Genomic DNA, 26,420 nt, shown 5'->3' on the forward strand with positions numbered 1-26,420 from the left:
AGCATAGCGCTAGCAAGCGCCGGGCCAACATCCAGCGCGGCTGGTCAGTCGGGCAAAAAGCGTTGCCGCTCGGCCTTCAGCAGGATGCGGACAATGGCGAATTCACGCTCGATGCGCGCGATCAATTCGGCGGACCCGGGCAGGTCACCACGCCGAGCCAGTTCTTCGAGTTCGCGGCAGGATTCCGCCAGAGCCTTGGCGCCCATGTTGCTGCAACTGCCCTTGAAACTATGCGCGGCGTGGCGCATCGCTTGCGAATCCTGGACGTGCTCGGCGGCATGCAGCAGACGCAGGCGCTCTTGCGAATCAGCGACGAAAGTATCCAGCAGCACGGGATACTCGTCCTCCATGATGTCCTGGAGGGTCACCAACACGTCGCGGTCTAGATGATTGTCGGACACCTTCACTCCATGCCGGCCTGAGCGGCAGCACGCCATTGCTGATCACGCCCCTCAGCCGGCTGCCGAGGGAAGCGCCGAGCGGCGGATTATGCCTCGCCAGGCCAGGAAAACTCCACACTCACGCGACGCCCGTCAGGTGACCAGCTGCAGCGCTCGCACAGGTCGCGAACCAGCCGCATACCACGACCGCTTAGCCCCGCCACCGGCCCCTCATGAGCCAGCACGGCGACAGGGTCGAACCCGCCACCATTGTCTTCCACGGTCAGCGTCAGGCGGCCGCCACTGCCTTCGCGGCAGGTGTCGATGGCGATGCTCACGCAACCGTCCTCCAGCGCGTCGAGACGTTCGGCACGTTGCCGGTAGTATTCGGAGAACCCGGCGGCGTCGCGCTTCAATGCCGAATCGAGGCCCAGCACGCCATGCTCCAGCGCGTTGGTGTACAGCTCGCACAACACGCTGTAGAGATCACCACCATGCCCGCGCAGCCCAGGAACTTCGAGCAACAGTTGCAACAGGTACGGCAGCGGGTAGAAGTCGCGCAGGGTGGCGCCTCGGAAATCGAAACGCGCCGACCACCGCTCGGGGCCGGCGCGCCATTCGCCGGGGTGCAGCGGCGGCCGGACGACCTGGCTGTCGTCGACCATGGTCACCTCGACCAGGCTGACGTCGTCTCGCGCTTCGCAGTGAAAACGTTGCAACGCCTGCTGGATGTCGTCGAACAGCGCAGCGGGCGGGCGGCCGTTGTCGAGCACGTCGAGCAGGCGCTGCTCGCCAAACAATTGCTCCTGCTCGTTACGTGCCTCGAGCACGCCATCGGACAACAGAAAAACCCGGTCACCGATCGCCATCGGGTAGGCTTCGTAGTCGTCACGGAACCGGTCGGGCTCCAGCACCCCCAGCGGCAGGTGGCGGGACACCAGCGGTATCCGCTCGCCGCCGTCATTGCGCAGTACATAACCATCCGGCAGGCCGCCGCCCCAGAATTCCACGACCTGCCGCCGGAAGCTGATGTTCAGTACCGTCGCGCAGCAGAACACGCCACGCGGCAGGATGCGGCGCATCTTGGCGTTGCTCTCGCGAAGGATCTCCGCCAGCGAGTGGCCTTTGCCGGTCATGCGGTAGAACACGTCGGCCAGAGGCATCGCGCCAATCGCTGCCGGCAACCCGTGACCGGTGAAATCACCGAGCAGAACGTGCATGTCGCCACTGGGGTGAAACGCCGCCAACAGCAGATCGCCATTGAACAGGGCGTAGGGCGACTGCAAATAGCGGATGTTGCCAGAGCCCAGGCAGCCGGAATGAGCCACCTTGTCGAACACCGCCTTGGCCACCTGCTGCTCGTTGAGCAAGTGCTCGTTGTGCCGGGCGATCAGGTCACGTTGCTGCAGTACCTCCTGATGCAGGCGCCGCAGACGGTCCATCGCATTGATCTTGGCCTCGAGAATCACCCGGCTGTAGGGTTTGGCGAGGAAGTCGTCGCCGCCCGCTTCCAGGCAACTGGCCAAGGCCTCGTCTTCGCTCAGCGAGGTCAGAAAGATGATCGGCACCATGGCGTCGCCGGCCAGCGCCTTGATTCGTCGGGCTGCCTCGAAGCCATCCATCACCGGCATCAGGGCGTCCATCAGCACCAGCTGCGGGCGTTGCGACTCGAACAGCGCCACGGCTTCCAGGCCATCGCTGGCCGCCAGCACCCGATGCCCCTGGCGAGCGACGATGGTCGACAGCAGCATGCGGTCAGTGGCGCTGTCTTCGGCGATCAGGATGGTGAGGAACGAGGCGCTCATCACGCCTCAGACGATCTGGAAAAGCTGTTCGAAATTGGAAATGGACAGGATCTTGCGCACGTCGGCGTTGCAGTTGAGCAGGCGAATCTGCGCACGGTCACCACCTGCATGGTCGCGCAGCAGCAGCAACATGCCGAGCGCCGAGCTGTCGAGGTAGGTGGTCGCCTTGAGGTCGACCGCATACCGTTTGGGACGAAGGTCGACGCGCTCGTAAGCGCGGCGAAACTCCTGGTGGACGCCAAAATCGAAGCGTCCCTGAATCGTGATGGTCAACTCTTGCCCGTCTTCCGAAGGCAGCGAGGTGATGGGCATGAAGCACTCCTTGAGATCCGGGAAACCCGCCAGACGCGTGAACGGACCCACATGGCCGAGCCTGCCTCGATGAGCAGGTTATACCTTGTTGACCAGAGCCGAGAGGCGGTGTCTCACCTGTTTTTCCTGACCGCTGCAGGGCGCACTCCGGCAACCTGAACCACGGCCTGTGAAGATGTAACATTAGCCTACGTCAGCGGCAACCATCATTCGTGGGAATCACGTCGTGGCAGGCGCTGCGAAAGCTCGTCGAGCAGCTTCTGCTCACGCTTGTCCTCGGCTGCACGCGCTTCATCCAGATAGCGCTGTACCAGCTTGCGCAGCCCTTCGAGGCGTGCGTAGCGCTGTTGCCAGACATCACGCACCTTGTCGAGGTTGTTGCGGTGCCAGGCCACCGCCTGCTGTTGCTGAGCGATGGCCACATCGAGCTGCGACAGAAAGCGCTGGTAATTCATCAGCCACTGGCCGGATACGCCGTGCTGCCCTTCATTGATCCACTGCTGCTGATAGCCCCGCAGGTAGGTTTCCAGATCCGCCAGCTTACCCTGGGCCTGGCCAAGCATGCCCTGGGCCCGGCCCAGTTGCAGGGCGGCCTCGCGCTCGGCCTTTTCGGCCATTTCGACAACGGGCGCCAACCGTGCGGCGCGGCTCGTGGCCACCGGTTAGGGCGCCGCCGACGGGTTCAGAACGGCAGCCAGCAGATCACGGCTGCTGTCCAGGCTTTCGCTTTCGCCCAGGCTCTGGCGCAGGTAACGCACCATGACCGGCTGGCGAGCGATGGCCAGGTCCGTGTCGGCATCGCCGCCCGGCACATAGGCGCCCACGCTGATCAGGTCGCGGCTCTGCTGGTAGCGCGACCACAGCTGCTTGAACCGCTGCGCGTTGCGCATGTGTTCGGCGCTGACGACCTGGGGCATGACTCGGCTGATCGATGCTTCGATGTCGATGGCCGGGTAATGGCCTTCCTCGGCGAGGCGCCGGGACAGCACGAAATGGCCGTCGAGCACGCCACGCGCCGCGTCGGCTATAGGGTCCTGCTGATCATCACCTTCCGACAACACCGTATAGAACGCGGTGATCGAGCCACCGCCCTGCTCCGCATTACCCGCGCGTTCGACCAGCCGCGGCAGCTTGGCGAATACCGACGGTGGGTAACCCTTGGTCGCGGGCGGCTCGCCAATGGCCAGGGCGATTTCCCGTTGTGCCTGGGCGAAACGGGTCAGCGAGTCCATCAGCAACAGGACATTCTTGCCCTTGTCGCGAAAATATTCGGCGATCCGCGTGCAGTACATCGCGGCACGCAGGCGCATCAGCGGGGCATCGTCGGCCGGCGAGGCAACCACCACGGAGCGCTTGATGCCCTCCTTGCCAAGGATCTCGTCGATGAACTCCTTCACCTCGCGGCCACGTTCACCGATCAGCCCGACCACGATGATTTCCGCTTCGGTGAAGCGCGTCATCATGCCCAGCAGGACCGACTTGCCGACACCGGTACCGGCGAACAGGCCGAGGCGCTGGCCACGGCCAACGGTCAGCAGGCCATTGATGCTGCGGATGCCCACATCCAGGGGCTCGCTGATCGGGTGACGCTTGAGCGGGTTGATGGTCGGGCCGTCCATCGGCACCCAGTCCTCGGCCTTCATGCCGCCCTTGCCGTCGAGGGCACGACCGGCGCCATCGAGCACCCGCCCGAGCATCGACATGCCCATCGGCAGGCGGCCGGTATCCGGCAGCGGCACCACGCGGGCCCCCGGCGCGATGCCCGCCAGGCTGCCGACCGGCATCAGGTAGATCTTGCCGGAGGAAAAGCCCATGACCTCGGCTTCCACCTGCACGGGGTGATAGCTGTCGTCGTTGATCACCAGGCAGCGGCTGCCCAGGGCTGCACGCAAGCCTTCGGCTTCCAGGGTGAGGCCGACCATGCGCAGCAGGCGCCCCTCGACCACCGGCTGCGACGGCAGCTTCACGGCGTCAGCATAGCCCTCCATGCGGCGGGCAAAGCTGATGCGTTCAAGGCGCATCGGCGGCGTCCAGGTCGATCTGCATGTCAGCGGCGCGCGGCGTGGTGGCCTGTTCACGCTGCTGTTCGAACAACTGCTTGAGCGCCTGGCTCAGGCGCGTCTCGACGCTCGCGTCGATACGGCTGTGTTCGGTCTCCAGCCGGCAGCCGCCGGGCAGCAGCGAGTCGTCCTCGAGAATCCGCCAGCTTTCCTCATGGCGATCGCGCAGCGCCTTGACCAGTTCGAAGTCCTGGGGATTGAGGTGGATGCGGATATTCTCCGCGCCCATGGGCAACAACTTGAGGGCTTCGCGCAGGACCTGGCGAATCTGGCTGGAGTCACGGTTCAGCTCGCGCTGGATGACTTCCCGGGAAATCTGCCCGACCAGGGCGACCAGTGCCACTTCGAGTTGCTGGTCCTGATCGGCGATCGGTTCGAACAGGTGACTCATGACCTGTTCGAGCTGTTTGACGCGGGTGGCCAGCGCCGCATCGGCTTCCTGCTTGGCCTTGAGCTGGCCGGCGCGGAAGCCGTCCTTCTCTCCGGTGGCGAAGCCTTCGTTGTAGGCGTCCTGGCGAATCGCTTCGAGCTCGTCGAGTGTCAAGGGTTTGACATCTTCGAGGGCGATCTCCTCGCTTTCCTGCGGCGCAGCTGGCGGCGCCTCGGCGGCCGGCGGGTTGACTGCCGGCAGCTCTTCGGGTGCGTCCACATGTTCGTCGAAGCTGGGCAGCGACCAGCGATTGACGCTGCCCAGGTCCTTGGCGCGAATCAGCTCGCTGGCGGGTTCCTTGGCGGCCATGGGTTAAACCATCTCCTCGCCACCCTTGCCGCCAAGGACGATTTCGCCAGCCTCGGCCATACGCCGGGCAATGGTGAGGATCTCCTTCTGCGCGGTTTCGACGTCACTCACGCGCACCGGCCCTTTCGCTTCCAGGTCATCACGCAGCAGTTCGGCAGCACGCTTGGACATGTTCTTGAAGACTTTTTCCTTGATCGCTTCGTCCGCGCCCTTGAGCGCCAGTACCAGCACATCGGACGACACTTCACGCAGCAGCGCCTGGATGCCGCGGTCGTCGACCTCGGCGAGGTTGTCGAACACGAACATCAGGTCCTCGATCTGCGACGACAGGTCTTCGTCGATCTCGCGGATGGAGTCCATCAGTTGCCCTTCGACCGAGCTGTCGAGGTAGTTCATGATGTCCGCCGCGCGCTTCACGCCGCCCATGGTGGCGCGGGTGGTGTTGGAGCTGCCGGAGAACTGCTTCTCGAGAATCAGGTTGAGCTCCTTGAGCGCCGCCGGCTGCACGGTATTGAGCGACGACACGCGCAGGACGATGTCCAGGCGTACCTTGTGATCGAAATGCGCCAATACTTCGCCGGCCTGGTCGGGATCCAGATAAGCCACCACGATGGCCTGAATCTGCGGGTGCTCGTAGCGGATCACGTCGGCTACCGCGCGCGGCTCCATCCACTTCAGGCTGTCCAGGCCACTGGTGCTGCCACCGAGCAGGATGCGGTCGATCAGGTTGCCGGCCTTGTCCTCGCCCAGCGCCTGGGTAAGCATCTTGCGGATGTACCCGTCAGCGCCGACGCCCAGGCTGGTCTGATCGCCGACGGTTTCGACGAACTCACCCATCACCTGCTCGACCTGCTCGCGATGAATGTTGCGCATGCCGGCCATGGCCACGCCGACGCGCTGCACCTCCTTGGGCCCGAGGTGGCGCAGCACCTGGGCCGCATCGGTTTCGCCGAGCGACAGCAGAAGAATCGCGGCCTTTTCGACCTTGCTCATCTTGGCGGTGGAACGGTTGTCATTCATCGGCATTGATCCAGTCTTTGACGACCTGAGCTACGCGGCCCGGATCTTCGGCGACCAAGGTCTTGATCGCGTTCAGTTGTGCATCATACCCCTCGCTCGGGCTCGGCAGAAGAATGCTCTGCGGGCCGCCGAGGCTTACCCGATCGGAGGCGAGCTGACCGTCCAGGCCGCCCATTTCGCCGAGATCCACATCGCCATCACGACCACCACCAGCCAGTGCCAGCTCCTTGCCCTTGCCGCCACCGGTGATGTTGTTCAGCACCGGACGCAGCACGAACCACACCAGCAGGAAGATCAGCAGAGCCGGGAACAGTGATTTGAGCCCACCCATGGCCATCAGGAACAGTTCGCTCTGGTACCACGGCATCTCGATCACTTCAGCCACTTCGCTGCTGAACGCCGTATTGATCACGCTGACGCTGTCGCCGCGGCTGGCATCGAAGCCCACCGAATCCTGCACCAGGCGGGTGAAACGCGCCAGGTCGTCGCTGGTCCACGGCACGCGGCTGGTTTCCCCGGTGGCCGGATCGACGCGCATCTGGTCATCCACCACCACCGCGACGGAAAGCCGGCGCAGGCGACCCTGCTGCTGCTTGGTGTAGCTCACCGAGCGGTCGAGCTCGAAGTTGCGGGTCGACTGGTCACGCTTGTCGGCAGGGTAAGGCGCGAGCATCGGCTGGCCAGTGGCCGGGTCCATGATCTGCTGGCCATTGGCATCGACCAGCGGCTGGCCGGGCGCAATCGGGCCACCTGGAGCCGCGGCGCCACCGGCCTGCTGTGGCGCAGCGGCGGGGCCTGGAGGCTGATTGCTCAGCGCACCCGGGACGCCCTGCGGGCCGCTGCCGCTGCTGCGTTGTTCGTTGACCTGCTGCTCGCTGCGCAGCGCCGGCTGATCCGGGTTGAAGGTTTCCGAAGTGGACTCGACCGCGCTGAAATCCACGTCCGCCGATACTTCGGCCTTGTAGCGACCCATGCCGAGCACAGGCTGCAGAATGTTGTGCACACGCTGGGTGAACAGGCTTTCCATACGGCGGCTGTAATCGAATTGCTTGCCGGCCATGCTCAGCTCGGACATTTCCTGCTGATCGGAGAGCAGGTTGCCCTTCTGGTCAACCACGGTCACCTGGCCCTTGTCCATCTCAGGCACGCTGCTGGCCACCAGGTTGACGATCGCCATCACCTGGCTCGGCTCCAGGTTGCGCCCCGCATACAACTCGACCAGTACCGATGCGCTGGGCTTGCGCTCGTCACGCACGAACACCGAGCTCTTCGGAATCGCCAGGTGCACGCGCGCCGCCTTGACGTTGTTCAGGCTGGATACGGTGCGCGCCAGCTCGCCTTCCAGGCCGCGACGGTAACGCGTCGCTTCCATGAACTGGCTGGTGCCCAGCCCCTGCTCCTTGTCGAGGATCTCGAAGCCGATGCTGGTATCGGTCGGCGCCACGCCAGCGGAAGCGAGGCGAATGCGGGCCTGGGCCAGGTCCGATGACTTGACCAGCAGCGCCCCGGAATTAGGCTCGACGGTGTATTCGATGTTGGCCGCCGTCAGGGTTTCCATGACGCCACGGGCATCCATGCCCTCGAGGCTGCCATACAACGGTTTGTAATCCGGCTGCTGGGACCACAGCACCACGGCAAAGCCGATCGCCACGCTGGCGGCCAGGCCGACCAGCAGCCCGGCCTGGCGCAGCAGCGGCATGTCCGACAGGTTTTCCAGGAAGGTCAGCCCGAGCAGCGGCTTTTTTGGCGCGCTGCCAGGTGCGGTGGCGGGTACGGTGGTGGCAAGTGCTTCGGCCATGATCGTGATCTACCCCTTAAACCGGCATTTGCATGATGTCTTGATAAGCCTGAACCAGCTTGTTACGCACCTGGGTCATGGCCTGGAAGGAAACGCTGGCCTTCTGCGAGGCGATCATCACGTCAGTCAGGTCAACGCCGCTCTGCCCCATCTCGAAGGCAGTGGCCAACTGGCCGGAAGCCTGCTGGGTTTCGCTGACCTTGTTCACCGCCTGCCCGAGCATGTCCGAGAAACTCGGCGCGCCGGCTTCCTGGGCTTCGGAAACAGCTGGCTTGCGCGCCATGGCCTCGGCCTGCATCGAGCGCATTTCCAGCATTAGACGATTGAACGCGACACCCTGACTCATGGCTCTTCCTCTCACTGACCGCGGTTTTTTGACGCCGCGTGTGCTTTGCAAGGGTGATTGCAACAAGGGTGCCAATTGCCGGAATCCATCAATACCCACCCTGTTTCATGTCATGCATCTGCCTCGGCACTGCCACGAGCAGGAAGCGGGCCAACTGCCGAAACCCCAGCAGGTGCGCGTACCGCCGTGATCTCAGGTCAGGCGCCGCGTCAGAAAAGCGATCAGAGCGGATTACCCGCGCATAAAAAAACCGCTCGCCCCAACGGGGTCGAGCGGTTCGGGTAGCAGGGGTTTACTGGGCGACGGTCAGCTTGTCGCGGTTGCGTTCCAGCAGCGCCTCACCGATGCCGTTGACCTCCAGCAACTCGTCCACCGAGGCGAACTCGCCATGGGTGTCGCGATAACTGACGATCGCCTGCGCCTTCACCGCGCCGACGCCGCTGAGCTCGCGCTGCAGGGTTTGAGCGTCGGCGGTGTTGAGGTTGATAGAGGAGGTCGCGGTAGCTTGCTGAGCGACCGCCTCGTTGGCGGGAGGTTTTGCCGCTTCGTTGGCGCTGACCAGTAGCGAAGCACTGGCGAGAGCGGCGAACAGCAGAGCATGCAAGATTGATTTAGCCATGATTGAAGGTCCTTCCTGGAGGTCGATGGATTGAGCGACGCGGACATCCCTACGCCGCAGGTACAAAACTAAAGCGCTCGCCCACCCTGTCAATCCGCGGTCTGTTACCGCATTTTCCGGCGCTATCTAAACCCCCTGCTCGCCGCTAAGATGCGCGTCTCTCTTACCCAGCGTGTTCGATCATGCCCGCCACCGCCCGCTTTCCCCTGCTCCCGTATATCTGTGCCTGCGTCGTCGGTTTCCTCGCCCTTGGCAGCCTTTGGCAAACCATCGGCAAACCGGTTGTGCTGGCTGACGCTGCAACACCGACACACAAATTGCAGTGCGCCTCCTATACGCCATTCGGCAAGGACCAGTCGCCATTCGACCTGCCGCTGGAAATTCATCCGCAGCAGATGGACACCGACCTGGCCCTGCTCGCCGAACGCTTCCAGTGCATCCGCACCTACTCGGTCACTGGCCTCGAAGCACTGCCGGATCTGGCGCGCAAGCACGGCCTGAAGCTGATCACCGGCGCCTGGGTAAGCCGCAACCCCCATGACACGGCCATCGAGATCCAGGGCCTGATCAAGCTGGCCAAGGAAAACCCGGACGTCGTCGAAGCCGTTATCGTCGGCAACGAAGCGCTGCTGCGCAAGGAAGTCACCGGCGGGCAACTGGTCGAACTGATCAATCAGGTCAAGGCCGAAATCACCCAGCCGGTGACCTACGCCGATGTCTGGGAATTCTGGCTCAAGCACCCGGAAGTGGCACCGGCGGTGGATTTCATCACCATCCACCTGCTGCCGTACTGGGAAGACGACCCGGCGGGCATCGATGCCGCGCTGCATGAAGTCAGCGAAGTGCGCGAGCTGTTCGGCAAACAGTTCGCGCCCAAGGACATCATGATCGGTGAAACCGGTTGGCCCAGCGAAGGCCGCCAGCGTGAAACAGCCGTGCCGAGCCGCGTCAACCAGGCCACCTTCATCCGCGGTTTCGTCGCACTGGCCGAACAGCACGGCTGGCGCTACAACCTGATCGAGGCATTCGACCAGCCCTGGAAGCGTGTCAGCGAAGGTGCCGTTGGCGGTTTCTGGGGTTTGTATGACGCTGACCGCCAGGACAAGTCGATCCTCGCCGGGCCGGTCTCCAACCTGCCGCATTGGCCGCTGTGGCTGGCCCTCAGCAGTGGCGTTCTGGCTTTCGGCCTGTTGCTGGGCGGGCGCCCGAGTTCGAAACGCAATGCCGTGCTGCTGCCGCTGGTGACCACCCTGGGCGCTGCCTGTGTCGGGCTATGGGCTGAGTTGTCGTGGGTCACCAGCCGCTACGTCGGCGAATGGCTGTGGGCCGGCGCACTGTTGGTACTCAACCTGCTGGTACTGGCCCATGCGGCGCTGGCCCTGTCCACCGCAAACGGCTGGCGTGGCCAGGCGTTCAACTGGCTGGAGCGCCGTGCTGGCTGGTGGCTGGCGGCTGCCGGTTTTGCCGGTGCAGTGATGATGCTGGCCATGGTAGCCGATGCCCGCTATCGCAGCTTCCCAAGCGCGGCGCTGCTGCTGCCGGCACTGGTCTACCTGCTGCGCCCGGTTGCCGGGCCGCGTCGGGAAATCGCCCTGCTGGCAGTACTGATTGCCGCCGGCGTCATACCCCAGCTCTATGAAGAGACGCTGCAAAACCTGCAGGCGATTGGCTGGGCGGTAACCAGCACGCTACTGGCAGCTGCGCTCTGGCGCGGCCAGCGGCTCACCAGGGGCCGCTAGGCAATAGCCACCAGCGCAGCCCCCCGGGCAACGCTGGCTGGCTGAAGCTAGGCCGCCACCGGAGCGGGTGCACGTACCAGCCGCAGCAGCGCCAGCACGACGGCGAACACGCCAAGGCTGGCGGTATAAAGAGCAAGTGCCGGTAAACCGAGCAGCAACCCGGGCACTGCCAGGCGCCAACCCCAGGCGCCCGGCAGCACGAATGCCAGCACGGCGCAGGCCAGGGCCGCCCAGGCGATGACCCGCAGGTGAATCATCCAGCCCAGGGTGGCGCGAACCTGGCAGGCCAGGCTGGTGGGGTCCTCGACGCATCGGCCCACCCACTGATCGCCCTCCATGAGCAGGTAACGCAAGCCATAACTGGCGATCACGCACAGAACGGCGACGATCACCAACACAACGACAGACAGACGGCGAGGCATGCGGCACTCCAGAGGGCATGGAAACGGCGCCCAGCATAATCTCCCGCCCGGCGGATGCAAGTCACAAATACAGGCCTGCGTGCAGCGCTGGAAACCGCGCGCCCTCGACCGCTGATGGTAATTCAGGTATCTACTGCACTACGCTGCAGCATCGCGATAACTTCCCATGGCACTTTGATACACGGGCAGTTGTCGTAGGCATCGCGGCTTACGCCGAAAGCCCGGGCAGCCTCGCCCACCTCTGAAAAGAATGTTCTCTTCCAAAGGGATCTTGTATGTCTTTCATTCCCCGCGTTGCTGCCCTGCTTAGCGGCCTGTTACTCAGTACCCCGCTCTGGGCGGTCGACGTCGACCCCCTGACTTACGGCTATCCCCTGACCAACCCGTTCGAGGCAACGATAGCGACCACCCCACCGGAACTGCGACCCGAGTTGCCGGAAGATGCCGATATCAACCAGAAGGATTACCAGGTTCGCCTGCGACCGGAGCGCGAGTTCCAGCTGCCGGACAATTTCTGGGCCGTGACCAAGATGCGCTATCGGCTGGCCGAACAGAAAGGCCCGGCGCCGTTGATCTTCATCATTGCTGGCACGGGTGCGCATTATTCGAGCAGCACGCCCGAGTACCTCAAGAAGCTGTTCTATGGCGCGGGTTACCACGTCGTGCAGCTGTCATCGCCGACCAGCTATGACTTCATGACCTCTGCCTCGCGGTTCGCCACGCCGGGTATCAGCCGTGACGACGCCGAGGACCTGTATCGCGCCATGCAGGCCGTGCGTGCCCAGCATCCGCGCCTTGAGGTCACCGACTTCTACCTGACCGGCTACAGCCTCGGCGCCCTGCATGCCGCCTTTGTCAGCCAGCTGGACGAAACCCGCCGCAGCTTCAACTTCAAGCGCGTGCTGATGCTCAACCCGCCGGTCAACCTGTACACCTCGATCACCAACCTGGATCGCCTGGTGCAGACCGAGGTCAAGGGCATCAATAACCGCACGACCTTCTATGAACTGGTGCTCGGCAAGCTGACCCGCTACTTCCAGGAGAGGGGTTACGTCGATATCAATGACGCGCTGCTGTATGACTTCCAGCAGTCGAAGGAGCAGCTCACCGACGAACAGATGGCCATGCTGATCGGCACCTCGTTCCGTTTCTCGGCAGCCGATATCGCCTTTACCTCGGACCTGATCAACCGGCGCGGCTTGATCACCCCGGTGGAGTACCCGATTGGCGAGGGCACCAGCCTGACACCGTTCTTCCGCCGTGCCCTGCAGTGCGACTTCGACTGCTACATGGCCGAACAGCTGATCCCCATGTGGCGCGCTCGCTATGACGGCGGCAGCATGGCCCAGCTGATCAACCAGGTGAGCCTCTACGGTATCGAGGATTACCTGAAGAACAGCCCGAAGATCGCGGTGATGCACAACGCCGATGACGTCATCCTCGGCCCGGGCGACCTCGGCTTCCTGCGCCGCACCATGGGTGATCGCCTGACCGTGTATCCACTGGGCGGCCATTGCGGCAACCTCAATTACCGCGTCAACAGCAACGACATGTTGGAGTTCTTCCGTGGCTAAGTCCTTCCCTACTCTCGCGCTGTTCGCCGCACTGCTGAGCTGCGGTACCGCCGCCGCCCAGACCACCACGATCGAAGACGACGGTTTCAAGCACCCGCTGCGCAGCCTGAAGTTCAACCCGGGCCTGAACCAGCGAGAATTCGAGCGCTCCACGCTCTCTGCTCTGGAGATCTTCGACCCACTTGAGTCGTGGAACCGGCGCGTCTACCACTTCAACTATCGCTTCGACGAATGGGTATTCCTGCCGGTGGTCGATGGCTACCGCTACGTCACCCCGAGCCTCGTGCAAAAGGGCGTCAGCAACTTTTTCGGCAATTTGGGTGATGTCCCCAACCTGCTCAACAGCGCGCTGCAGCTCAAGGGCCAACGGGCGCTCAACACCACCGCCCGGTTGTTGTTCAACACCACCATCGGGGTAGTCGGGCTATGGGACCCGGCCACGCTGATGGGCCTGCCCCGGCAGCCCGAGGACTTTGGCCAGACCCTTGGCTTCTATGGAACGCCTGCCGGGCCCTACCTGATGCTGCCGATCCTGGGGCCTTCGAATCTGCGTGACACCGGCGGCCTGGCCGTGGATTACGGCGCTGCACAAGCGGTCAACTTTCTCGACATGGCGGAGGTCAGCAGCGATCACCCGGAAGTATTGATCCTCAGGGCGGTCGACCAGCGCTCCACAACCAGCTTCCGCTACGGCCAGATCAACTCGCCATTCGAATACGAGAAACTGCGCTTCTTCTATACCGAGTCGCGCAAGCTGCAAATCGCGGAGTAAGGGCCCAGGCGGCGTCCACGGCGCCGCCCTCCCACATCGATTTTATCGATGCATTGCACACTCTTTTCCCATCCAATTCCCGGGGCGCCTCGCCTACCATAGGCACATCGCGTCCCAGGAGCCTTCGCCATGAACCCTTTACGCAGCGTAATCGCCGTGCAACCGGGCCAGCCCGCCTCCGACGGTGCGGGCGTACGCCTCAACCGGGTCATCGGTGGTGGCGGCATCGAGCGTTTCGATCCCTTTCTGATGCTCGACGAGTTCAGCACCGAGAACGCCGACGACTATATCGCCGGCTTCCCGCCTCATCCGCACCGCGGCTTCGAAACCATCACCTACATGCTCGAAGGGCGCATGCGCCACGAGGATCACCTGGGTAATGTAGGCGTGTTGCAGGGCGGCGACGTGCAGTGGATGACCGCCGCGCGCGGCATCATCCACAGCGAAATGCCCGAGCAGGTAAGCGGCACCATGCGCGGCTTCCAACTGTGGCTGAACCTGCCGGCCAAGGCCAAGATGGCCGAGCCCGACTACCGCGATATCCCCTCGGCGCAGATTCCCCGGCTGCGCACCGAAAACGGCGCACAGGTAACGGTCATCGCCGGCATCTTCGATGAGGGCGATATCGTCCAGGCCGGGGCGGTACAACGCCCGACCACCGAACCCTATGTACTGGATATGCAGTTGCCTGCCGGCAGCGTGCTGCGCCCCCGTTTGCCTGACGGCCATCGCGCGTTACTGTACGTGTACCAGGGCGAGGCACAGGTGCAGCAAAGCCACGACGTGAAGGCCGGCAGGCTGGTGCGCCTGAGTGATCAGGGCCAACTGCAACTGAGCAGCAGCAACGGTGCCCGGGTGCTGTTGATCGCCGGCAAACCGCTCAACGAGCCGATCGTGCAATACGGGCCCTTCGTGATGAACAGCCGCGAGGAGATCGAGCAGGCGCTGCGCGATTTCCGCGAAGGCACGTTCGCCTGAGTGCGCCGCTGCCGCGCCCCGAACGCCGCCATGCCTGAGCATGTCTGGCCCGTACGCGGCATGCCTGGCAAGAACTGCCAAGTAGCCGACTAACGCAGGTGGTTGCGCCTGAAAGTCTCTTCGCCCATGGCGGCGATCTGTCCCTCGATCAGGGCGTCGAAGGGTCTGAGCAAGGCCTGGTAATCGGCAGGCGCCTCCAGGACCTCGAGCGCCGCGACGATCGCTTCCAGGGTCGACAGCGACCCTGCCATCGGCGCCTTGCGCAGGCGATAGCGCGACGTGGGCACGTCCGTCAGGGTTACCCGCGGCAGTGCTGCCAGCGCCGGATTGAGGTGCAACAGTTTGCGCGCCTTGCGCCACGTGCCATCGGGTACCACCAGGCGCACCGGCCGGTCGTCACCCGCGCCTGGGCTACCGGCCAGCGGCTGCGCTTCCTCCCCCGGGAACAGCAGGCAGCTGCGGTAGCCCGGCTGCGCCAGCCAGTCCGGCAGCTGCGCGAACACCTCGCCCACCTGCAGCGTTGCGTTGCGCAAGCCAAGCACCGCCAGACTCGCGGTATTGAGGGCGTGATCGACCTCATCGGGATGCTGCAGCACGAGAATCTCGGTGCGGCTGGGCAGATCGGGAATCAGGGCACACAGGCAATGGCTGGCGGGACGCTTGCAGCGGGAACAGCGGGGGCGTGGCATGGCTGGGTCTCCTCGGCTACGCAGTGTGCCATAGCACAACGGCGCAGCCGAGGAGCCGGTTCAACGGTTGAAGCGTTCGGCGAGGCTGTGCAGGTAATCGGCCATGGTTTCCAGCTCCTGGCCAATCGCCGCGCCCTGGTGAGCCTGCTCGGCGCCCTGCTCGGACAGTTGGGCGATACGCGTAATCTGCCGACTGATGTCATCGGCCACTTGCCCCTGCTCCTCAGAAGCAGCGGCGATCTGCTGGCTCATGCCGGTGATGCGGCTGACCGACTCGCTGATGCCATCGAGCGCGATGCGCACGGCTTCGACGCTCTGCACGCTTTCCCGGGAAATTTCCTCCCCACGCCCGGCTGTCACCACCGCGCGCTCGGCGCCGGCACGCAACGACGCAATGATCTGGTGGATCTGCTGGGTCGACTCGCGCGTGCGCGAGGCCAGCGAACGCACTTCATCGGCCACCACCGCGAACCCCCGCCCCTGCTCACCCGCCCGCGCCGCCTCGATGGCGGCGTTGAGCGCCAGCAGGTTGGTCTGTTCGGCAATCGAGGTGATCACGTCGGCGACGCTGCCGATCGACTGGGTCGAATCGGCAAGGTCGTTGACCGCCTGGCCGATATCCGCGACGGCCTGCGCCATGTGCTGCATGGATTCCAGGCTGCCGCCAGCCAGCTGACGCCCTTCCTTGGCCAGGCGATCGGCTTCCTCGGCCGCGTGGCTGGTGCTCTGTACGTTTTGCGTGACTTCCTGGATGGTCGCGGCCATCTGGTTGATCGCGGTGGCCGACTGGTCGGTTTCGCTGCGCTGCTGGTCGAGCATCTCGGCACCGGCTCGCGAGAACCCGGCGGACTGGGCGGCCTGCTTCTTGACGTTGACGCCCGCATCTTCGAGCCGGGTAAGCGCGGTCTGCAATCGCGCCTCTTCGCTGATCATCGCCATGTCCAACAGGGCCTGAGCCCCACGGCTTTCACTGTAGGTCAGCGCCACCAGGCTGCTGGTGAATGCCTTGGGATGATTGGCCAGGGTTCGACGGATCAGCGCCCGCTTGCTGTACAGCTGGTAGGAGCCAAGGGCCGCCATCACCGCGACGATGAACAGCAGCAACCCGAGCCCGCTCAATACCGAGTGAGCAGCCAGTACCACCAATGTGGCGAGAATCAGCGGCCAGGAACGGATCAGGTCATAAGTCAGGTACTCGATCTTGGGCACCGGCGCCTTGCCGGCGCGCAACCTGGCGTACAACGCCTCGGCACGACGTTTCTGGTCTTCGCTGGGGAGCGACCGCACCGACTCGTAGCCTGCGACCTGGCCGTTCTGGTAGATCGGCGTGACATAGGCGCTGACCCAGTAGTAATCGCCGTTCTTGGAGCGATTCTTGACGATCCCCATCCAGGGCTTGCCTTGCTTGATGGTGTCCCACATGTGGCCGAACACCGCCGGTGGCATGTCCGGGTGGCGTACCAGGTTATGGGGTTGGCCGATCAGTTCTTCGCGGGTGAAACCGCTGATGGCAACGAATGCGTCATTGCAGTAGGTGATCTTGCTGTTCAGATCGGTGGTGGAGATTAGCCGCTCGTGAGCCGGGAAAGTCCTTTCCCGCTGAGTCACCGGCAGATTCTGACGCATGCTTGCAATCCTTTCTGATCGTGAAGGGTACATCCCTGCCACTCCACTATGTCTAGCACAGCAAAACTGCCGCGCCAGCACAGGTAGGCGTTTGGTTCCCGGGGGCTTCGGTACGACAAATAGCGCGGCGGGTTATCGGAGCCTGGGAAGGCTTTGCGGATCAACCGAACGGGCTTACCAGAGTGTCGGCTCCGGGCGCAGCGACTTGAGTGTCACGGCGAAGCTTTTTATCGGCAGCGAAGCGTGCCGGGGTGGTCAGCGAGCAGCGCGCGTTTGTCCATGGATTGGGCGAGCCTGCGTTGGCAAGGCTGTGGTCCGAGGAATTAGTGGCTGCCGGCGAGCGCTGCGCATTCATTTAGGGTGGGCTATGCGGTTACCAGGGGACGCCTGCGCAACTGCATGGGCAGTCCAATACGGATGTTGACGGGTACCGCAATTGGGGCTGCAAACCGGCAAGTGAGCGAGCACCTGGGCTGCCAAAGGACAAACAGCTCAACAGATTGCGTTACGCCAATGGAGAGTGCCGACCAGCGAGACCTGTGTCCGAATCAAGTGCCATCGGCAGGAAGTCGCAGGAGTCTTACGACCCGGCATCGCGCGCTGGCCCGACCGAATGATGACCAGCCAGTCGGGCCGCCGGAAAAAAATCACCAAGTGCCGTTCCGACACCTGCTGAATGCGGCACGAGTCAGGCCAGCCATTTCGTAATCAGCACACGGAAACGAACAGATGGCGCGATCCAGAGATGGCACCATCAGGATGACCTGAGCAATTGCTCAGTGCGGCTATGCTGCGTCAGCGATCAGGGATACAGAGGCGGTATGAAGCACGCCCAGCGGCGTCCTCACTCGTGTATCGGCTGATGCAGCGGCTTAGCGGCGGCGTCGACGCTCTGCAGCCAGGCGGCGCTGCTCGTCACTGCGAATGGGGATAGGCTGCATGCGCGGGGCAAACAGGGACTTGAGTTGTGCGGCAAGCTTTTCGAACCAGGCATTCATAAGAGATATCCTCGAACTACACGCGGCTATGGTGACCGCTTGACCTCAGAGTAGCCCAAACCCGCACGCGAGTGGAGCGGTAACTGGTCTCCAACCGTTGCAAAGCACTACCGACCGTCGCATTGAGCCCTTCCCAGGCGCGGGCGACAACGATGATCACCCTCCTGCGCCCTAGAACTGGTACTCGACGCCCGCTCCGGCGTACCACGAGCGACCTGGTGCGGCCTCGTAATAACGATTGTTGCCGTCACCGACGATCACCGAGCCGACATATTGCTTGTCCAGCAGATTATCCAGGCGCAGCGTCTGGTGAGTCTTCCAGGCACCCAGGTTCTGCTCGAAGCGGGTACGCCAGTTGAACACCGCATAGCTGGGCGCCGCCCGCTGGGTGTTGGTGTCCTCGACATACACCTTGCTGCGGTAGAGGCCTTCCAGCGCGGTGCTGATGCCATCGACCGGCTTCCAGGCCAGCTCGCCAAACAGCGTGGTGCGCGGCACGCCGGGCAGGTCGTTGCCCTTGTCGATGGTATTGCTGCCCGCAGCGAAGCGTGAATCGTAGGTCGCCGCCAGGTAGGTGTAGGCCAGCGCCGCCGACCACTGCTCATTGAACTGGCTCTCGACACCGAGCTCGAAACCGCGACGCAGGGTCTTGCCGGCGTTCTGGTAGCTGGTACGGCCGTCGCGGTTTTCCAGCACCACAATCTCGTCGTCAGTATTGATTTGGAAAATCGCAGCATTGATACGGGTGTTCTCGGCGACACGGGCTTTCAGACCGATTTCGTATTGCGTACTTTGCGAAGGCTCCAGGCCGTAGTTGAAGCCCGCGTTGCCCAGAGAGTAAGCCAGTTCAGCCTGACTCGGTGTCTCGAAGCCCTTGCCGACACTGATATAGCCATTCAGGTCAGGCGTGAACGCGTATCCCAGGCTGACCGAAGGCGTGGCCTTTTCGTACCGCCGGGTGCCGCTGTCGTCACCGTTGGCGCCGACGATGTACTTGTCGTCCACATCCACCTCGACGGTGCTGTAGCGCAGGCCGCCCTGCAGCGTCCAGTTCCCCAGTGTCCAGGTCGCCTGGGTATAGGGGTCCAGGCTGGTGACGGTATCCACCTCGTCACGGCGCAATGCACCTTTGACACCAATTTGCGAACCAGAGAAATTTTCATAGCCGCGGCGATCGTCACGGCTCTGATCGTAATCCAGGCCGAATACCAGGCGCAGATCACCGGCCACGCCAGCCACGGGCTGTAACCAGCGAACGCTACCGCCATGAAACTCACGGTCGAAATCCACTACCCCACCACCGTGGTTGGGGTTGCCCTGAGGGCCAACGGGGATGGACAGATACTGGATGACGCTGCGTTTACCGACGTAGGCCGTGGTTTGCAACGTTGCGTCACCGAAATAGCGCTCATAGTTGGCGCCCAGTTGCTGGTGGTCGATGCTCTTGCGGGTGTTGAAGTTAAGCGCATTGACTGCCACCGAGCGCGGGTCGGCCTTGTACGCCGCCCACGCCTGCCCCAGCGGATCCTGAGTGCCGTTCTGCTCCAGGCTGCTGTAGATCAGCGCCAGCTTGCTGTCTTCGTCCGGTTTGAAGTTGAGCTTGGCGAAGGTCTGGTCACGGCGCGCCGCGCTGTGATCACGGTAGCCGTCGGTATCCATCCGCGAGGCGTCGAGCACGAAGCCCACGCCATCCGCCTCGCCTTCGGCGGTGAGGTGGTTGCGCGACAAACCATCGCTGCCTATCAGCGTCTCGGCGCCGATGCGCGGCCGGCCGACGCCGTCTCGCGAAAACATCTGGATCACTCCCCCGGCGTTGCTGCCGTACAGCGTCGAGGCCGGACCGCGCAGCACTTCGATGCGCTCTGCCGTGTCGAGGTTGAAGGTGGCCGCTTGGCCCTGGCCGTCCGGCGTGCTGGCTGGAATGCCATCGGTGATCAGCTTCAGGCCACGTACGCCGAACGCCGAGCGAGCACCAAAACCACGGGACGATATTTGCAGGTCCTGTGCATAGTTCTGGCGATTTTGCACCACCAGCCCTGGCACTCGGGCCAGTGCTTCCGAAGCATTGATGCCCAACTGCCCGTCGCTGATCTGCTCGCGGTCTATGCGATCGACCGAGAACGGCAGGTCGAAACTCTGCGCCGCGCTACGCGAGCCGCTGACCACACTGGGTTCCAGCACTACCTGGCCGACTGGCTGCGCGGCGTGGGCCGTGGTCGCCATGCCAACACTGCACAGCAGCATGGCCTTGCTCAGTCGGGACAGGTCGGGCAGTCGTGCAGGCGGGTTGCAGCGCATTGGCATTGATCCTTTGATTCTCGATTGTGGCGCATCGAAGTTACCCACCGACGCTATCGACGTCGATCAGCGGCAGCGACTTCAAGTCATGCAGCGAGCGCGACTGCGGCGGTGCGCATTCGGCCCTGAGGTGCGACCCGCCGGCCAACTCAGTCGTTCAAACAATAGTGGCCGCCTGTAATCCCTCCAGCGCCTCGCTTGAGCCCGGGCGCGCCCGCGCTACATTTTGAAAGTCGATTGTGGGCTTGCCTTGCAACAGCCATGCGGCAAAACTGCCGGCCTTTCGCCCATTCACTGGAGCTCACCTTGCGTCCTGCCGACATGTCGCGCCTCTTGCTACTCGCCGCAATCTGGGGCGCCAGTTTCCTGTTCCTGCGCCTGGTGGCGCCGGTGATCGGCAGCATGCCGACTGCGTTCTTTCGTGCAGGTATCGGCACCCTTGGCCTGCTGGCGATCCTGCTGCTGATGCGCGTCAAGTGGGATTTTCGCGGCAAACTGGGCCTGTGCCTGATGCTCGGCGTGATCAACGCGGGCCTGCCATCGGCCATGTACAGCCTCGCTGCGCTGGTGCTGCCGGCTGGTTATTCGGCGATCATCAATGCCACCACGCCGATGATGGGCGTGCTGATCGGTGCGCTGTTCTTTGCCGAAGCGATGACCCCGACCCGTGCCGCCGGTGTGGCGCTGGGCCTGTTCGGGGTTGCCGTGCTGACCCGCAGCGGGCCGGTCGAGGCGGATTTGAGCCTGCTGCTGGGCGCACTGGCCTGCCTGGTGGCGACCCTGTGTTATGGCTTCGCAGGGTTTCTCGCTCGCCGCTGGATAGCCGGCCGCCTGGACAACCGGCTCACTGCCTTTGGCAGCCTGTGCGGCGCCAGCCTGTTTCTGCTGCCCCTGTTTGCCGGCTCGCTGGCCATCGAGATGCCGGCCAGTTGGGGAGGCTGGGTGGAATGGGGGTCCCTGCTGGCATTGGGCCTGGGCTGCACGGCTTTCGCCTACGTGCTGTATTTCCGGCTGCTCAACGACATCGGGCCCATCAAGGCCTCCACCACCACCTTTCTGATCCCGATATTCGGGGTACTGTGGGGCGCGCTGCTGCTCGACGAGCCGTTGTCCTGGGCGCATCTGTACGGCGGGATATTGATCGCCATCGCCTTATGGATGGTGGTTCGCCCGGCAACGAAGGTACCGGCATGACACGGCGCACGCCCACGTTCAGTGGGCTAAAGCCCACCCACAGGGTGGATGCGAGACCGGCTTCAGTCCGCCAGCTCGCCTCGTTCGATCACTCCCAGGCGCGAGCCTGAGAGCGATCCGGTCGGTTACCTGGCTGTCCTACTGCTGCAATTCCTGCTCGGTGAACAGGTCGCTGAACAGCATGCTGGTCAGGTAGCGCTCGCCGGAGTCCGGCAGGATCACCACGATGGTCTTGCCCTGCATCTCCGGCTTTTCGGCCAGGCGCACCGCTACGGCCATCGCGGCGCCGCAGGAAATGCCACAGAGAATGCCTTCCTCGCGCATCAGGCGCAGGGCCATGGCCTTCGAGTCCTCGTCGGTCACCTGCTCGACGCGGTCGACCAGCGACAAATCGAGGTTCTTCGGCACGAAGCCGGCACCGATGCCCTGAATCTTGTGCGGACTGGGTTTGACCTCCTCACCGGCCAGTGTCTGGCTGATCACCGGTGACGACACCGGCTCGACCGCCACGGACACGATCGCCTTGCCCTGGGTCTGTTTGATGTAGCGTGAAACACCGGTGATGGTGCCGCCCGTACCGACCCCGGAAACCAGCACGTCGACCGCGCCGTCAGTGTCGTTCCAGATTTCCGGGCCAGTGGTCTTTTCGTGGATAGCCGGGTTGGCCGGGTTCTCGAACTGCTGCGGCATGTAGTACTTGGCGGTATCAGAGGCGGCGATTTCAGCGGCCTTCTCTATCGCGCCCTTCATGCCCTTGGCCGGCTCGGTGAGCACCAGCTCGGCGCCAAGGGCCTTGAGCACCTTGCGCCGTTCCAGGCTCATTGACGCCGGCATGGTCAGCATCAGTTTGTAACCACGGGCCGCGGCGACGAACGCCAAGCCGATCCCGGTGTTGCCCGAGGTGGGCTCGACCAGGGTCATGCCTGGCTTGAGCACGCCACGGGACTCGGCGTCCCAGACCATGTTGGCGCCGATCCGGCACTTCACCGAATAGGCCGGGTTGCGCCCCTCGATCTTGGCCAGGATGGTCACGCCTTTGGGGCCCAGGCGGTTGATCATCACCAGAGGCGTGTTGCCGATAGCCTGTGCGTTGTCTGCGAAAATGCGGCTCATGGTGTATCGGTTCCTTGTCATGACGGGGCCAATCAGACTATGCCCGATGCGCCGGGGCGTCCAGCGTCCGGAAGGTCGAACTCTCAACGGGCGGGCGCAGTCCACCCAGACAACACCCACAACGGATGCGCCCGATGAAACGCCGCTACAGCCTGCCGCTCTGGATAGCCCTGGGCCTGCTTGCACTCGTACTGGTTGCTCACGTCGCCCTGCCCTATCTGGTGCGCGACTACCTGAACGACAAGCTCGCCGACATGGGCGATTACCGCGGGCATATCGACGACATCGACGTAGCCCTGTGGCGCGGCGGCTATCGCATCAATGGGCTGCAGATCGTCAAGGCTCGGCGTGAGGCGCCGGTGCCCTTCGTCGAAGCGCCGCAGATCGACATTTCGGTGAGCTGGAAAGAGCTCTGGAGCGCACGGTCGGTAGTCGCCCGGGTGATTTTCGACAAGCCGGTGGTGAATTTCGTCGACAGCGAGAACCGCGACGATGCACAGACCGGTGAAGGCGTCGACTGGCGCGAGCAGTTGAACAAACTGCTCCCGATTACCCTCAACGAAGTGCGCGTCAACGACGGCACCCTGGGTTTCTACAATTTCAATGCATCGCCGCCAGTGAAGGTCCAGGCCAATGCCATCCAGGCAAGCCTCTACAACCTGACCAACGTCGCCGACGAACAGGGCGACCGGGTCGCCCGCTTCGAGGGCAAGGCGCAGCTGCTCGACCACGCTCCGCTGGAAGCCAGCGCAGTGTTCGACCCCTTCCACAACTTCCAGGATTTCGAGTTCCGCGTACGCGCCACCGGTATCGAGCTGCCGCGCCTCAACGATCTGGCCAATGCCTATGGCAGGTTCGACTTCAAGAGTGGCAATGGCGATGTGGTGATCGAGGCATTCGCCGAGGACTCGCAGCTCAGCGGCTACATCAAGCCGCTACTGCGCAATGTCGAGGTATTCGACTGGCAGCAGGACGTGAATAACGACGACAAGGGCTTCTTTCGGTCCCTCTGGGAAGCCGTGGTCGGCGGTGGCGAAAAGGTGCTGAAGAACCAGCGTCAGGACCAGATCGCCACCCGCGTGGAACTGCGTGGCAGCACGCGCCAGCAGGACATCAGCGCGTTTCAGGCGTTCATCGGCATCCTGCGCAATGGCTTCGTCGAAGCGTTCAACAGCCGTTTCGAGCGCGGCGCAGCAAGAGAAGAATGAGCGCGTCCATTCAGTGACTGAATAGCCGCCCCGCGTTCACAGTCGCGGCCGCTCCACGCTATAGTTCCCGCTTTGCCAACTGCCCTGCCTCAGGCCGGCACCGCTGCATAAGGATCATCCAATGAAGTTCGAAGGCACCCCGTCCTACGTCGCCACCGACGACCTGAAGCTGGCGGTCAATGCGGCCATCACCCTGCAACGTCCCCTGCTGGTCAAGGGCGAGCCGGGCACCGGCAAGACTCTGCTCGCCGAGCAGTTGGCCGAATCTTTCGGCACGCGGCTGATCACCTGGCACATCAAGTCCACCACCAAGGCCCATCAGGGCCTTTATGAATACGACGCGGTGAGCCGTCTGCGCGATTCGCAGCTCAGCTCCGACAAGGTTCACGAGGTTCGCAACTACATCAAGAAAGGCAAGCTCTGGGAGGCCTTCGAGGCCGAAGAGCGCGTAGTGCTGCTGATCGACGAGATCGACAAGGCCGACATCGAGTTTCCCAACGACCTGTTGCAGGAACTCGACAAGATGGAGTTCTACGTTTACGAAACCGACGAGACGATCAAGGCCCGGCATCGACCGATCATCATCATCACCTCGAACAACGAGAAGGAGCTGCCGGATGCCTTCCTGCGCCGCTGTTTCTTCCATTACATCGCCTTCCCGGACCGCCAGACCCTGCAGAAGATCGTCGACGTGCACTACCCCGGTATCAGCAACAGCCTGGTGGCCGAAGCCCTCGACGTGTTCTTCGATGTACGCAAGGTGCCGGGCTTGAAGAAAAAACCCTCCACCAGCGAGCTGGTCGACTGGCTCAAGCTGCTGATGGCCGACAACATCGGCGAAGCGGTACTGCGCGAACGCGACCCCACCAAGGCAATCCCGCCGATGGCGGGGGCCCTGGTGAAGAACGAGCAGGACGTGCAGTTGCTGGAGCGCCTGGCGTTCATGGCACGCCGCGGTAACCGCTGATGCATCGCGGCAGCTGCCTGTGCGGCACGGTCAGGTACCAGATCGACGCGCCCATCGAGTCGGCCAACCATTGCCATTGCAGCCAGTGCCGCAAGGGGCATGGCGCGGCGTTCGCCACCTACGGCAATGTGCGGCGTGAGCATTTCCGCTTTACCCAGGGCGAAGAAGCGGTGGCGCTGTTCAGCGCTTCGCCAGGCGTAGGCCGTACGTTCTGCCAGCGCTGCGGCTCCAATCTGCAATGGTTCGCCGAACAGCCTCACCCGAAGTGGATATCGGTCGCGCTCGGCACTCTGGATACGCCATTGGAAAACCTCGGGCAGACGCACATCTACGTGCAGTCGAAAGCCGACTGGTACTGCATCAACGACGGCCTGCCCGTCGACGATCGCGACTGAGGGTGCCACCATGCTACTCAACCTGTTCAACGAGATGCGCGCGGCCAAGGTGCCGGTATCCCTGCGCGAGCTGCTCGACCTGATAGGTGCGCTGGAGCACAAGGTCGTGTTCGCCGACATGGACGAGTTCTACTACCTGGCGCGGGCCATCCTGGTAAAGGACGAGCGCCATTTCGACAAGTTCGACCGTGCCTTTTCGGCCTATTTCGACGGTCTGCAGAACCTCGATCAGCACCTTGAAGCGCTGATTCCCGAAGAATGGCTGCGCAAGGAATTCGAGCGCTCCCTAAGCGACGAGGAACGCGCGCAAATCCAGTCGCTCGGCGGCCTCGACAAGCTGATCGAAGCGTTCAAGAAACGGCTGGAAGAACAGAAGGAACGCCACGCCGGCGGCAACAAGTGGATCGGCACCGGCGGCACCAGCCCCTTTGGCTCGGGCGGCTACAACCCCGAGGGCATCCGTGTCGGCGACGCGGGCAAACGCCAGGGCAAGGCGGTCAAGGTCTGGGAACAGCGCGACTACAAGAACCTCGATGATTCGGTGGAGATCGGCACGCGAAATATCAAGGTGGCGCTGCGCCGCCTGCGCAAGTTCGCCCGCCAGGGCGCTCAGGATGAGCTGGATCTGGATGGCACCATCGACCACACCGCCCGCGATGGCGGCCTGCTGAACATCCAGATGCGTCCGGAACGGCGCAACACCGTCAAGCTGCTCCTGCTGTTCGACATCGGCGGTTCCATGGACGCCCACGTCAAGGTCTGCGAGGAGCTGTTCTCCGCCTGTCGCACCGAGTTCAAGCACCTGGAGTATTTCTACTTCCACAACTGCGTGTATGAATCCGTATGGAAGAACAACCAGCGGCGCAATGCAGAACGCTTTTCGACCCATGACCTGTTGCACAAGTATGGCGCCGACTACAAGGTCGTGTTCATCGGTGACGCAGCGATGGCGCCCTACGAGATCACCCAACCGGGCGGTAGCGTCGAGCACTGGAACGAGGAAGCGGGTTACCTGTGGATTCGCCGGTTCATGGACACCTACAAGAAACTCATCTGGATCAACCCCTACCCGCGACAGACTTGGGAATACACCTCTTCGACCGGCATCATCCGCGAACTGATCAACGATCAGATGTTCCCGCTGACCTTGCAGGGGCTCGAGGACGGGATGCGCTTTCTCGCGAAGTGAAATACCGCCAAAAGGGCTGCCTGCGCCGGAAAGAGCCGCCCTCGCGGCGAATCGAAAGAACGACGCCGATCTCGCGGCGCGCCCCAATCGATCATGCCAAGGGCGACGCGCCTACGCGTGTACGCGCCCTGTAGGAGCCGCGACCCCGCGGCGAATCGAAAGAACGATGCCGACCTTGC

Annotated in this window: 25 protein-coding genes; 9 read left to right on the forward strand and 16 right to left on the reverse strand. The window is 63.3% G+C overall.

The features are described 5' to 3' along the window. Window positions 1-44: 44 nt before the first annotated feature. The 10 genes from ACZ0AV_RS04355 to ACZ0AV_RS04400 form a co-directional block, all read right to left on the reverse strand. Window positions 45-401: an Hpt domain-containing protein gene (locus ACZ0AV_RS04355; RefSeq protein ID WP_499153291.1), complete on the reverse strand. Its 357-nt coding sequence runs from the start codon at window positions 399-401 to the stop codon at window positions 45-47. 86 nt (window positions 402-487) lie between these two features. Next, on the reverse strand, window positions 488-2,185 hold the full coding sequence (locus ACZ0AV_RS04360) for a fused response regulator/phosphatase (protein WP_499149899.1): 1,698 nt from the start codon (window positions 2,183-2,185) through the stop codon (window positions 488-490). 6 nt (window positions 2,186-2,191) lie between these two features. After that, complete coding sequence (locus tag ACZ0AV_RS04365) at window positions 2,192-2,497, reverse strand: STAS domain-containing protein (RefSeq protein ID WP_499149900.1); 306 nt, start codon at window positions 2,495-2,497, stop codon at window positions 2,192-2,194. A 206-nt stretch (window positions 2,498-2,703) separates the two neighbouring features. After that, a complete protein-coding gene (gene fliJ / locus ACZ0AV_RS04370; RefSeq protein WP_499149901.1) occupies window positions 2,704-3,156 on the reverse strand; it encodes a flagellar export protein FliJ in 453 nt (150 codons plus the stop codon). Between the two features lie 3 nt (window positions 3,157-3,159). Further along, window positions 3,160-4,518 (reverse strand): flagellar protein export ATPase FliI, encoded by a 1,359-nt coding sequence (gene fliI, locus ACZ0AV_RS04375; RefSeq protein ID WP_499149902.1) that lies wholly within the window; start codon window positions 4,516-4,518, stop codon window positions 3,160-3,162. Then, window positions 4,508-5,296, reverse strand: coding sequence for a flagellar assembly protein FliH (gene fliH / locus ACZ0AV_RS04380; RefSeq protein WP_499149903.1), 789 nt, complete (start codon window positions 5,294-5,296; stop codon window positions 4,508-4,510). Before fliH ends, fliI begins: the two co-directional genes overlap by 11 nt. 3 nt (window positions 5,297-5,299) lie before the next feature. Beyond that, complete coding sequence (gene fliG, locus ACZ0AV_RS04385; protein WP_499149904.1) at window positions 5,300-6,316, reverse strand: flagellar motor switch protein FliG; 1,017 nt, start codon at window positions 6,314-6,316, stop codon at window positions 5,300-5,302. Next, the gene (fliF, locus tag ACZ0AV_RS04390; protein WP_499149905.1) at window positions 6,309-8,114 is read right to left on the reverse strand and encodes a flagellar basal-body MS-ring/collar protein FliF; all 1,806 of its coding nucleotides are present in this window, start codon (window positions 8,112-8,114) and stop codon (window positions 6,309-6,311) included. The genes fliG and fliF overlap by 8 nt, the downstream gene beginning before the upstream one ends. Window positions 8,115-8,130: 16 nt before the next feature. Next, complete coding sequence (fliE, locus tag ACZ0AV_RS04395; RefSeq protein ID WP_499149906.1) at window positions 8,131-8,460, reverse strand: flagellar hook-basal body complex protein FliE; 330 nt, start codon at window positions 8,458-8,460, stop codon at window positions 8,131-8,133. Between the two features lie 292 nt (window positions 8,461-8,752). Further along, window positions 8,753-9,079: a ComEA family DNA-binding protein gene (locus ACZ0AV_RS04400; RefSeq protein WP_499149907.1), complete on the reverse strand. Its 327-nt coding sequence runs from the start codon at window positions 9,077-9,079 to the stop codon at window positions 8,753-8,755. Window positions 9,080-9,261: 182 nt separating this feature from the next. Here ACZ0AV_RS04400 and ACZ0AV_RS04405 point away from each other — a divergent pair, with 182 nt between their 5' ends. Further along, window positions 9,262-10,818, forward strand: coding sequence for a glycoside hydrolase family 17 protein (locus ACZ0AV_RS04405; protein ID WP_499149908.1), 1,557 nt, complete (start codon window positions 9,262-9,264; stop codon window positions 10,816-10,818). A gap of 47 nt (window positions 10,819-10,865) precedes the next feature. Here the strand turns inward: ACZ0AV_RS04405 and ACZ0AV_RS04410 are convergent, their stop codons facing one another. Next, a complete protein-coding gene (locus ACZ0AV_RS04410; RefSeq protein WP_499149909.1) occupies window positions 10,866-11,240 on the reverse strand; it encodes a hypothetical protein in 375 nt (124 codons plus the stop codon). Between the two features lie 275 nt (window positions 11,241-11,515). Here ACZ0AV_RS04410 and ACZ0AV_RS04415 point away from each other — a divergent pair, with 275 nt between their 5' ends. The 3 genes from ACZ0AV_RS04415 (at window position 11,516) to ACZ0AV_RS04425 (ending at window position 14,564) form a co-directional block, all read left to right on the forward strand. After that, the gene (locus ACZ0AV_RS04415; RefSeq protein ID WP_499149910.1) at window positions 11,516-12,814 is read left to right on the forward strand and encodes a serine/threonine protein kinase; all 1,299 of its coding nucleotides are present in this window, start codon (window positions 11,516-11,518) and stop codon (window positions 12,812-12,814) included. Next, entirely contained in the window at window positions 12,807-13,586 is a 780-nt protein-coding gene (locus ACZ0AV_RS04420; protein WP_499149911.1) for an MlaA family lipoprotein, read from the forward strand. Before ACZ0AV_RS04415 ends, ACZ0AV_RS04420 begins: the two co-directional genes overlap by 8 nt. A gap of 129 nt (window positions 13,587-13,715) precedes the next feature. Continuing rightward, window positions 13,716-14,564: a pirin family protein gene (locus ACZ0AV_RS04425; protein WP_499149912.1), complete on the forward strand. Its 849-nt coding sequence runs from the start codon at window positions 13,716-13,718 to the stop codon at window positions 14,562-14,564. 89 nt (window positions 14,565-14,653) lie between these two features. On the opposite strand, the gene ACZ0AV_RS04430 is transcribed toward ACZ0AV_RS04425, so the two are convergent. From ACZ0AV_RS04430 to ACZ0AV_RS04445, 4 genes are all read right to left on the reverse strand, one after another. Further along, a complete protein-coding gene (locus tag ACZ0AV_RS04430; RefSeq protein WP_499149913.1) occupies window positions 14,654-15,253 on the reverse strand; it encodes a tRNA-uridine aminocarboxypropyltransferase in 600 nt (199 codons plus the stop codon). A gap of 60 nt (window positions 15,254-15,313) precedes the next feature. Further along, the gene (locus tag ACZ0AV_RS04435; RefSeq protein ID WP_499149914.1) at window positions 15,314-16,879 is read right to left on the reverse strand and encodes a methyl-accepting chemotaxis protein; all 1,566 of its coding nucleotides are present in this window, start codon (window positions 16,877-16,879) and stop codon (window positions 15,314-15,316) included. Window positions 16,880-17,751: 872 nt separating this feature from the next. Then, window positions 17,752-17,877, reverse strand: a complete 126-nt coding sequence (locus tag ACZ0AV_RS04440) for a PA1414 family protein (protein ID WP_499149915.1) — start codon at window positions 17,875-17,877, stop codon at window positions 17,752-17,754. 171 nt (window positions 17,878-18,048) lie between these two features. Further along, a complete protein-coding gene (locus ACZ0AV_RS04445; protein WP_499153292.1) occupies window positions 18,049-20,100 on the reverse strand; it encodes a TonB-dependent receptor family protein in 2,052 nt (683 codons plus the stop codon). A 381-nt stretch (window positions 20,101-20,481) separates the two neighbouring features. Here ACZ0AV_RS04445 and ACZ0AV_RS04450 point away from each other — a divergent pair, with 381 nt between their 5' ends. After that, on the forward strand, window positions 20,482-21,369 hold the full coding sequence (locus tag ACZ0AV_RS04450) for a DMT family transporter (RefSeq protein WP_499149916.1): 888 nt from the start codon (window positions 20,482-20,484) through the stop codon (window positions 21,367-21,369). Between the two features lie 138 nt (window positions 21,370-21,507). Here the strand turns inward: ACZ0AV_RS04450 and cysK are convergent, their stop codons facing one another. Further along, window positions 21,508-22,482: a cysteine synthase A gene (gene cysK / locus ACZ0AV_RS04455; RefSeq protein WP_499149917.1), complete on the reverse strand. Its 975-nt coding sequence runs from the start codon at window positions 22,480-22,482 to the stop codon at window positions 21,508-21,510. A gap of 134 nt (window positions 22,483-22,616) precedes the next feature. Between cysK and ACZ0AV_RS04460 the strand changes: the two genes are divergently transcribed. From ACZ0AV_RS04460 to ACZ0AV_RS04475, 4 genes are all read left to right on the forward strand, one after another. Then, window positions 22,617-23,690: a DUF748 domain-containing protein gene (locus ACZ0AV_RS04460; protein WP_499149918.1), complete on the forward strand. Its 1,074-nt coding sequence runs from the start codon at window positions 22,617-22,619 to the stop codon at window positions 23,688-23,690. A gap of 121 nt (window positions 23,691-23,811) precedes the next feature. Further along, window positions 23,812-24,657 carry an AAA family ATPase gene (locus ACZ0AV_RS04465; protein WP_499149919.1) on the forward strand — a complete coding sequence of 282 codons (846 nt, stop codon included), beginning with the start codon at window positions 23,812-23,814 and terminating at the stop codon, window positions 24,655-24,657. Next, entirely contained in the window at window positions 24,657-25,052 is a 396-nt protein-coding gene (locus tag ACZ0AV_RS04470; RefSeq protein ID WP_499149920.1) for a GFA family protein, read from the forward strand. Before ACZ0AV_RS04465 ends, ACZ0AV_RS04470 begins: the two co-directional genes overlap by 1 nt. Before the next feature lie 10 nt (window positions 25,053-25,062). Continuing rightward, window positions 25,063-26,241: a vWA domain-containing protein gene (locus tag ACZ0AV_RS04475; protein WP_499149921.1), complete on the forward strand. Its 1,179-nt coding sequence runs from the start codon at window positions 25,063-25,065 to the stop codon at window positions 26,239-26,241. The last annotated feature ends 179 nt before the right edge of the window (window positions 26,242-26,420 follow it).

This window comes from Pseudomonas sp. AC532 (genome assembly GCF_979258965.1).

Bases quoted from the DNA above. Each gene is read 5' to 3' on its own strand.
- fliE (WP_499149906.1), bottom strand. From the start codon at position 8,460: ATGAGTCAGGGTGTCGCGTTCAATCGTCTAATGCTGGAAATGCGCTCG.
- ACZ0AV_RS04465 (WP_499149919.1), top strand. From the start codon at position 23,812: ATGAAGTTCGAAGGCACCCCGTCCTACGTCGCCACCGACGACCTGAAG.
- fliH (WP_499149903.1), bottom strand. From the start codon at position 5,296: ATGGCCGCCAAGGAACCCGCCAGCGAGCTGATTCGCGCCAAGGACCTG.
- fliI (WP_499149902.1), bottom strand. From the start codon at position 4,518: ATGCGCCTTGAACGCATCAGCTTTGCCCGCCGCATGGAGGGCTATGCT.
- ACZ0AV_RS04460 (WP_499149918.1), top strand. From the start codon at position 22,617: ATGAAACGCCGCTACAGCCTGCCGCTCTGGATAGCCCTGGGCCTGCTT.
- ACZ0AV_RS04400 (WP_499149907.1), bottom strand. From the start codon at position 9,079: ATGGCTAAATCAATCTTGCATGCTCTGCTGTTCGCCGCTCTCGCCAGT.
- ACZ0AV_RS04435 (WP_499149914.1), bottom strand. From the start codon at position 16,879: ATGCGTCAGAATCTGCCGGTGACTCAGCGGGAAAGGACTTTCCCGGCT.
- fliG (WP_499149904.1), bottom strand. From the start codon at position 6,316: ATGAATGACAACCGTTCCACCGCCAAGATGAGCAAGGTCGAAAAGGCC.
- ACZ0AV_RS04360 (WP_499149899.1), bottom strand. From the start codon at position 2,185: ATGAGCGCCTCGTTCCTCACCATCCTGATCGCCGAAGACAGCGCCACT.
- ACZ0AV_RS04410 (WP_499149909.1), bottom strand. From the start codon at position 11,240: ATGCCTCGCCGTCTGTCTGTCGTTGTGTTGGTGATCGTCGCCGTTCTG.
- ACZ0AV_RS04470 (WP_499149920.1), top strand. From the start codon at position 24,657: ATGCATCGCGGCAGCTGCCTGTGCGGCACGGTCAGGTACCAGATCGAC.
- ACZ0AV_RS04405 (WP_499149908.1), top strand. From the start codon at position 9,262: ATGCCCGCCACCGCCCGCTTTCCCCTGCTCCCGTATATCTGTGCCTGC.
- ACZ0AV_RS04430 (WP_499149913.1), bottom strand. From the start codon at position 15,253: ATGCCACGCCCCCGCTGTTCCCGCTGCAAGCGTCCCGCCAGCCATTGC.
- ACZ0AV_RS04425 (WP_499149912.1), top strand. From the start codon at position 13,716: ATGAACCCTTTACGCAGCGTAATCGCCGTGCAACCGGGCCAGCCCGCC.
- ACZ0AV_RS04365 (WP_499149900.1), bottom strand. From the start codon at position 2,497: ATGCCCATCACCTCGCTGCCTTCGGAAGACGGGCAAGAGTTGACCATC.
- ACZ0AV_RS04445 (WP_499153292.1), bottom strand. From the start codon at position 20,100: ATGGCGACCACGGCCCACGCCGCGCAGCCAGTCGGCCAGGTAGTGCTG.
- fliF (WP_499149905.1), bottom strand. From the start codon at position 8,114: ATGGCCGAAGCACTTGCCACCACCGTACCCGCCACCGCACCTGGCAGC.
- ACZ0AV_RS04475 (WP_499149921.1), top strand. From the start codon at position 25,063: ATGCTACTCAACCTGTTCAACGAGATGCGCGCGGCCAAGGTGCCGGTA.
- ACZ0AV_RS04415 (WP_499149910.1), top strand. From the start codon at position 11,516: ATGTCTTTCATTCCCCGCGTTGCTGCCCTGCTTAGCGGCCTGTTACTC.
- cysK (WP_499149917.1), bottom strand. From the start codon at position 22,482: ATGAGCCGCATTTTCGCAGACAACGCACAGGCTATCGGCAACACGCCT.
- ACZ0AV_RS04440 (WP_499149915.1), bottom strand. From the start codon at position 17,877: ATGAATGCCTGGTTCGAAAAGCTTGCCGCACAACTCAAGTCCCTGTTT.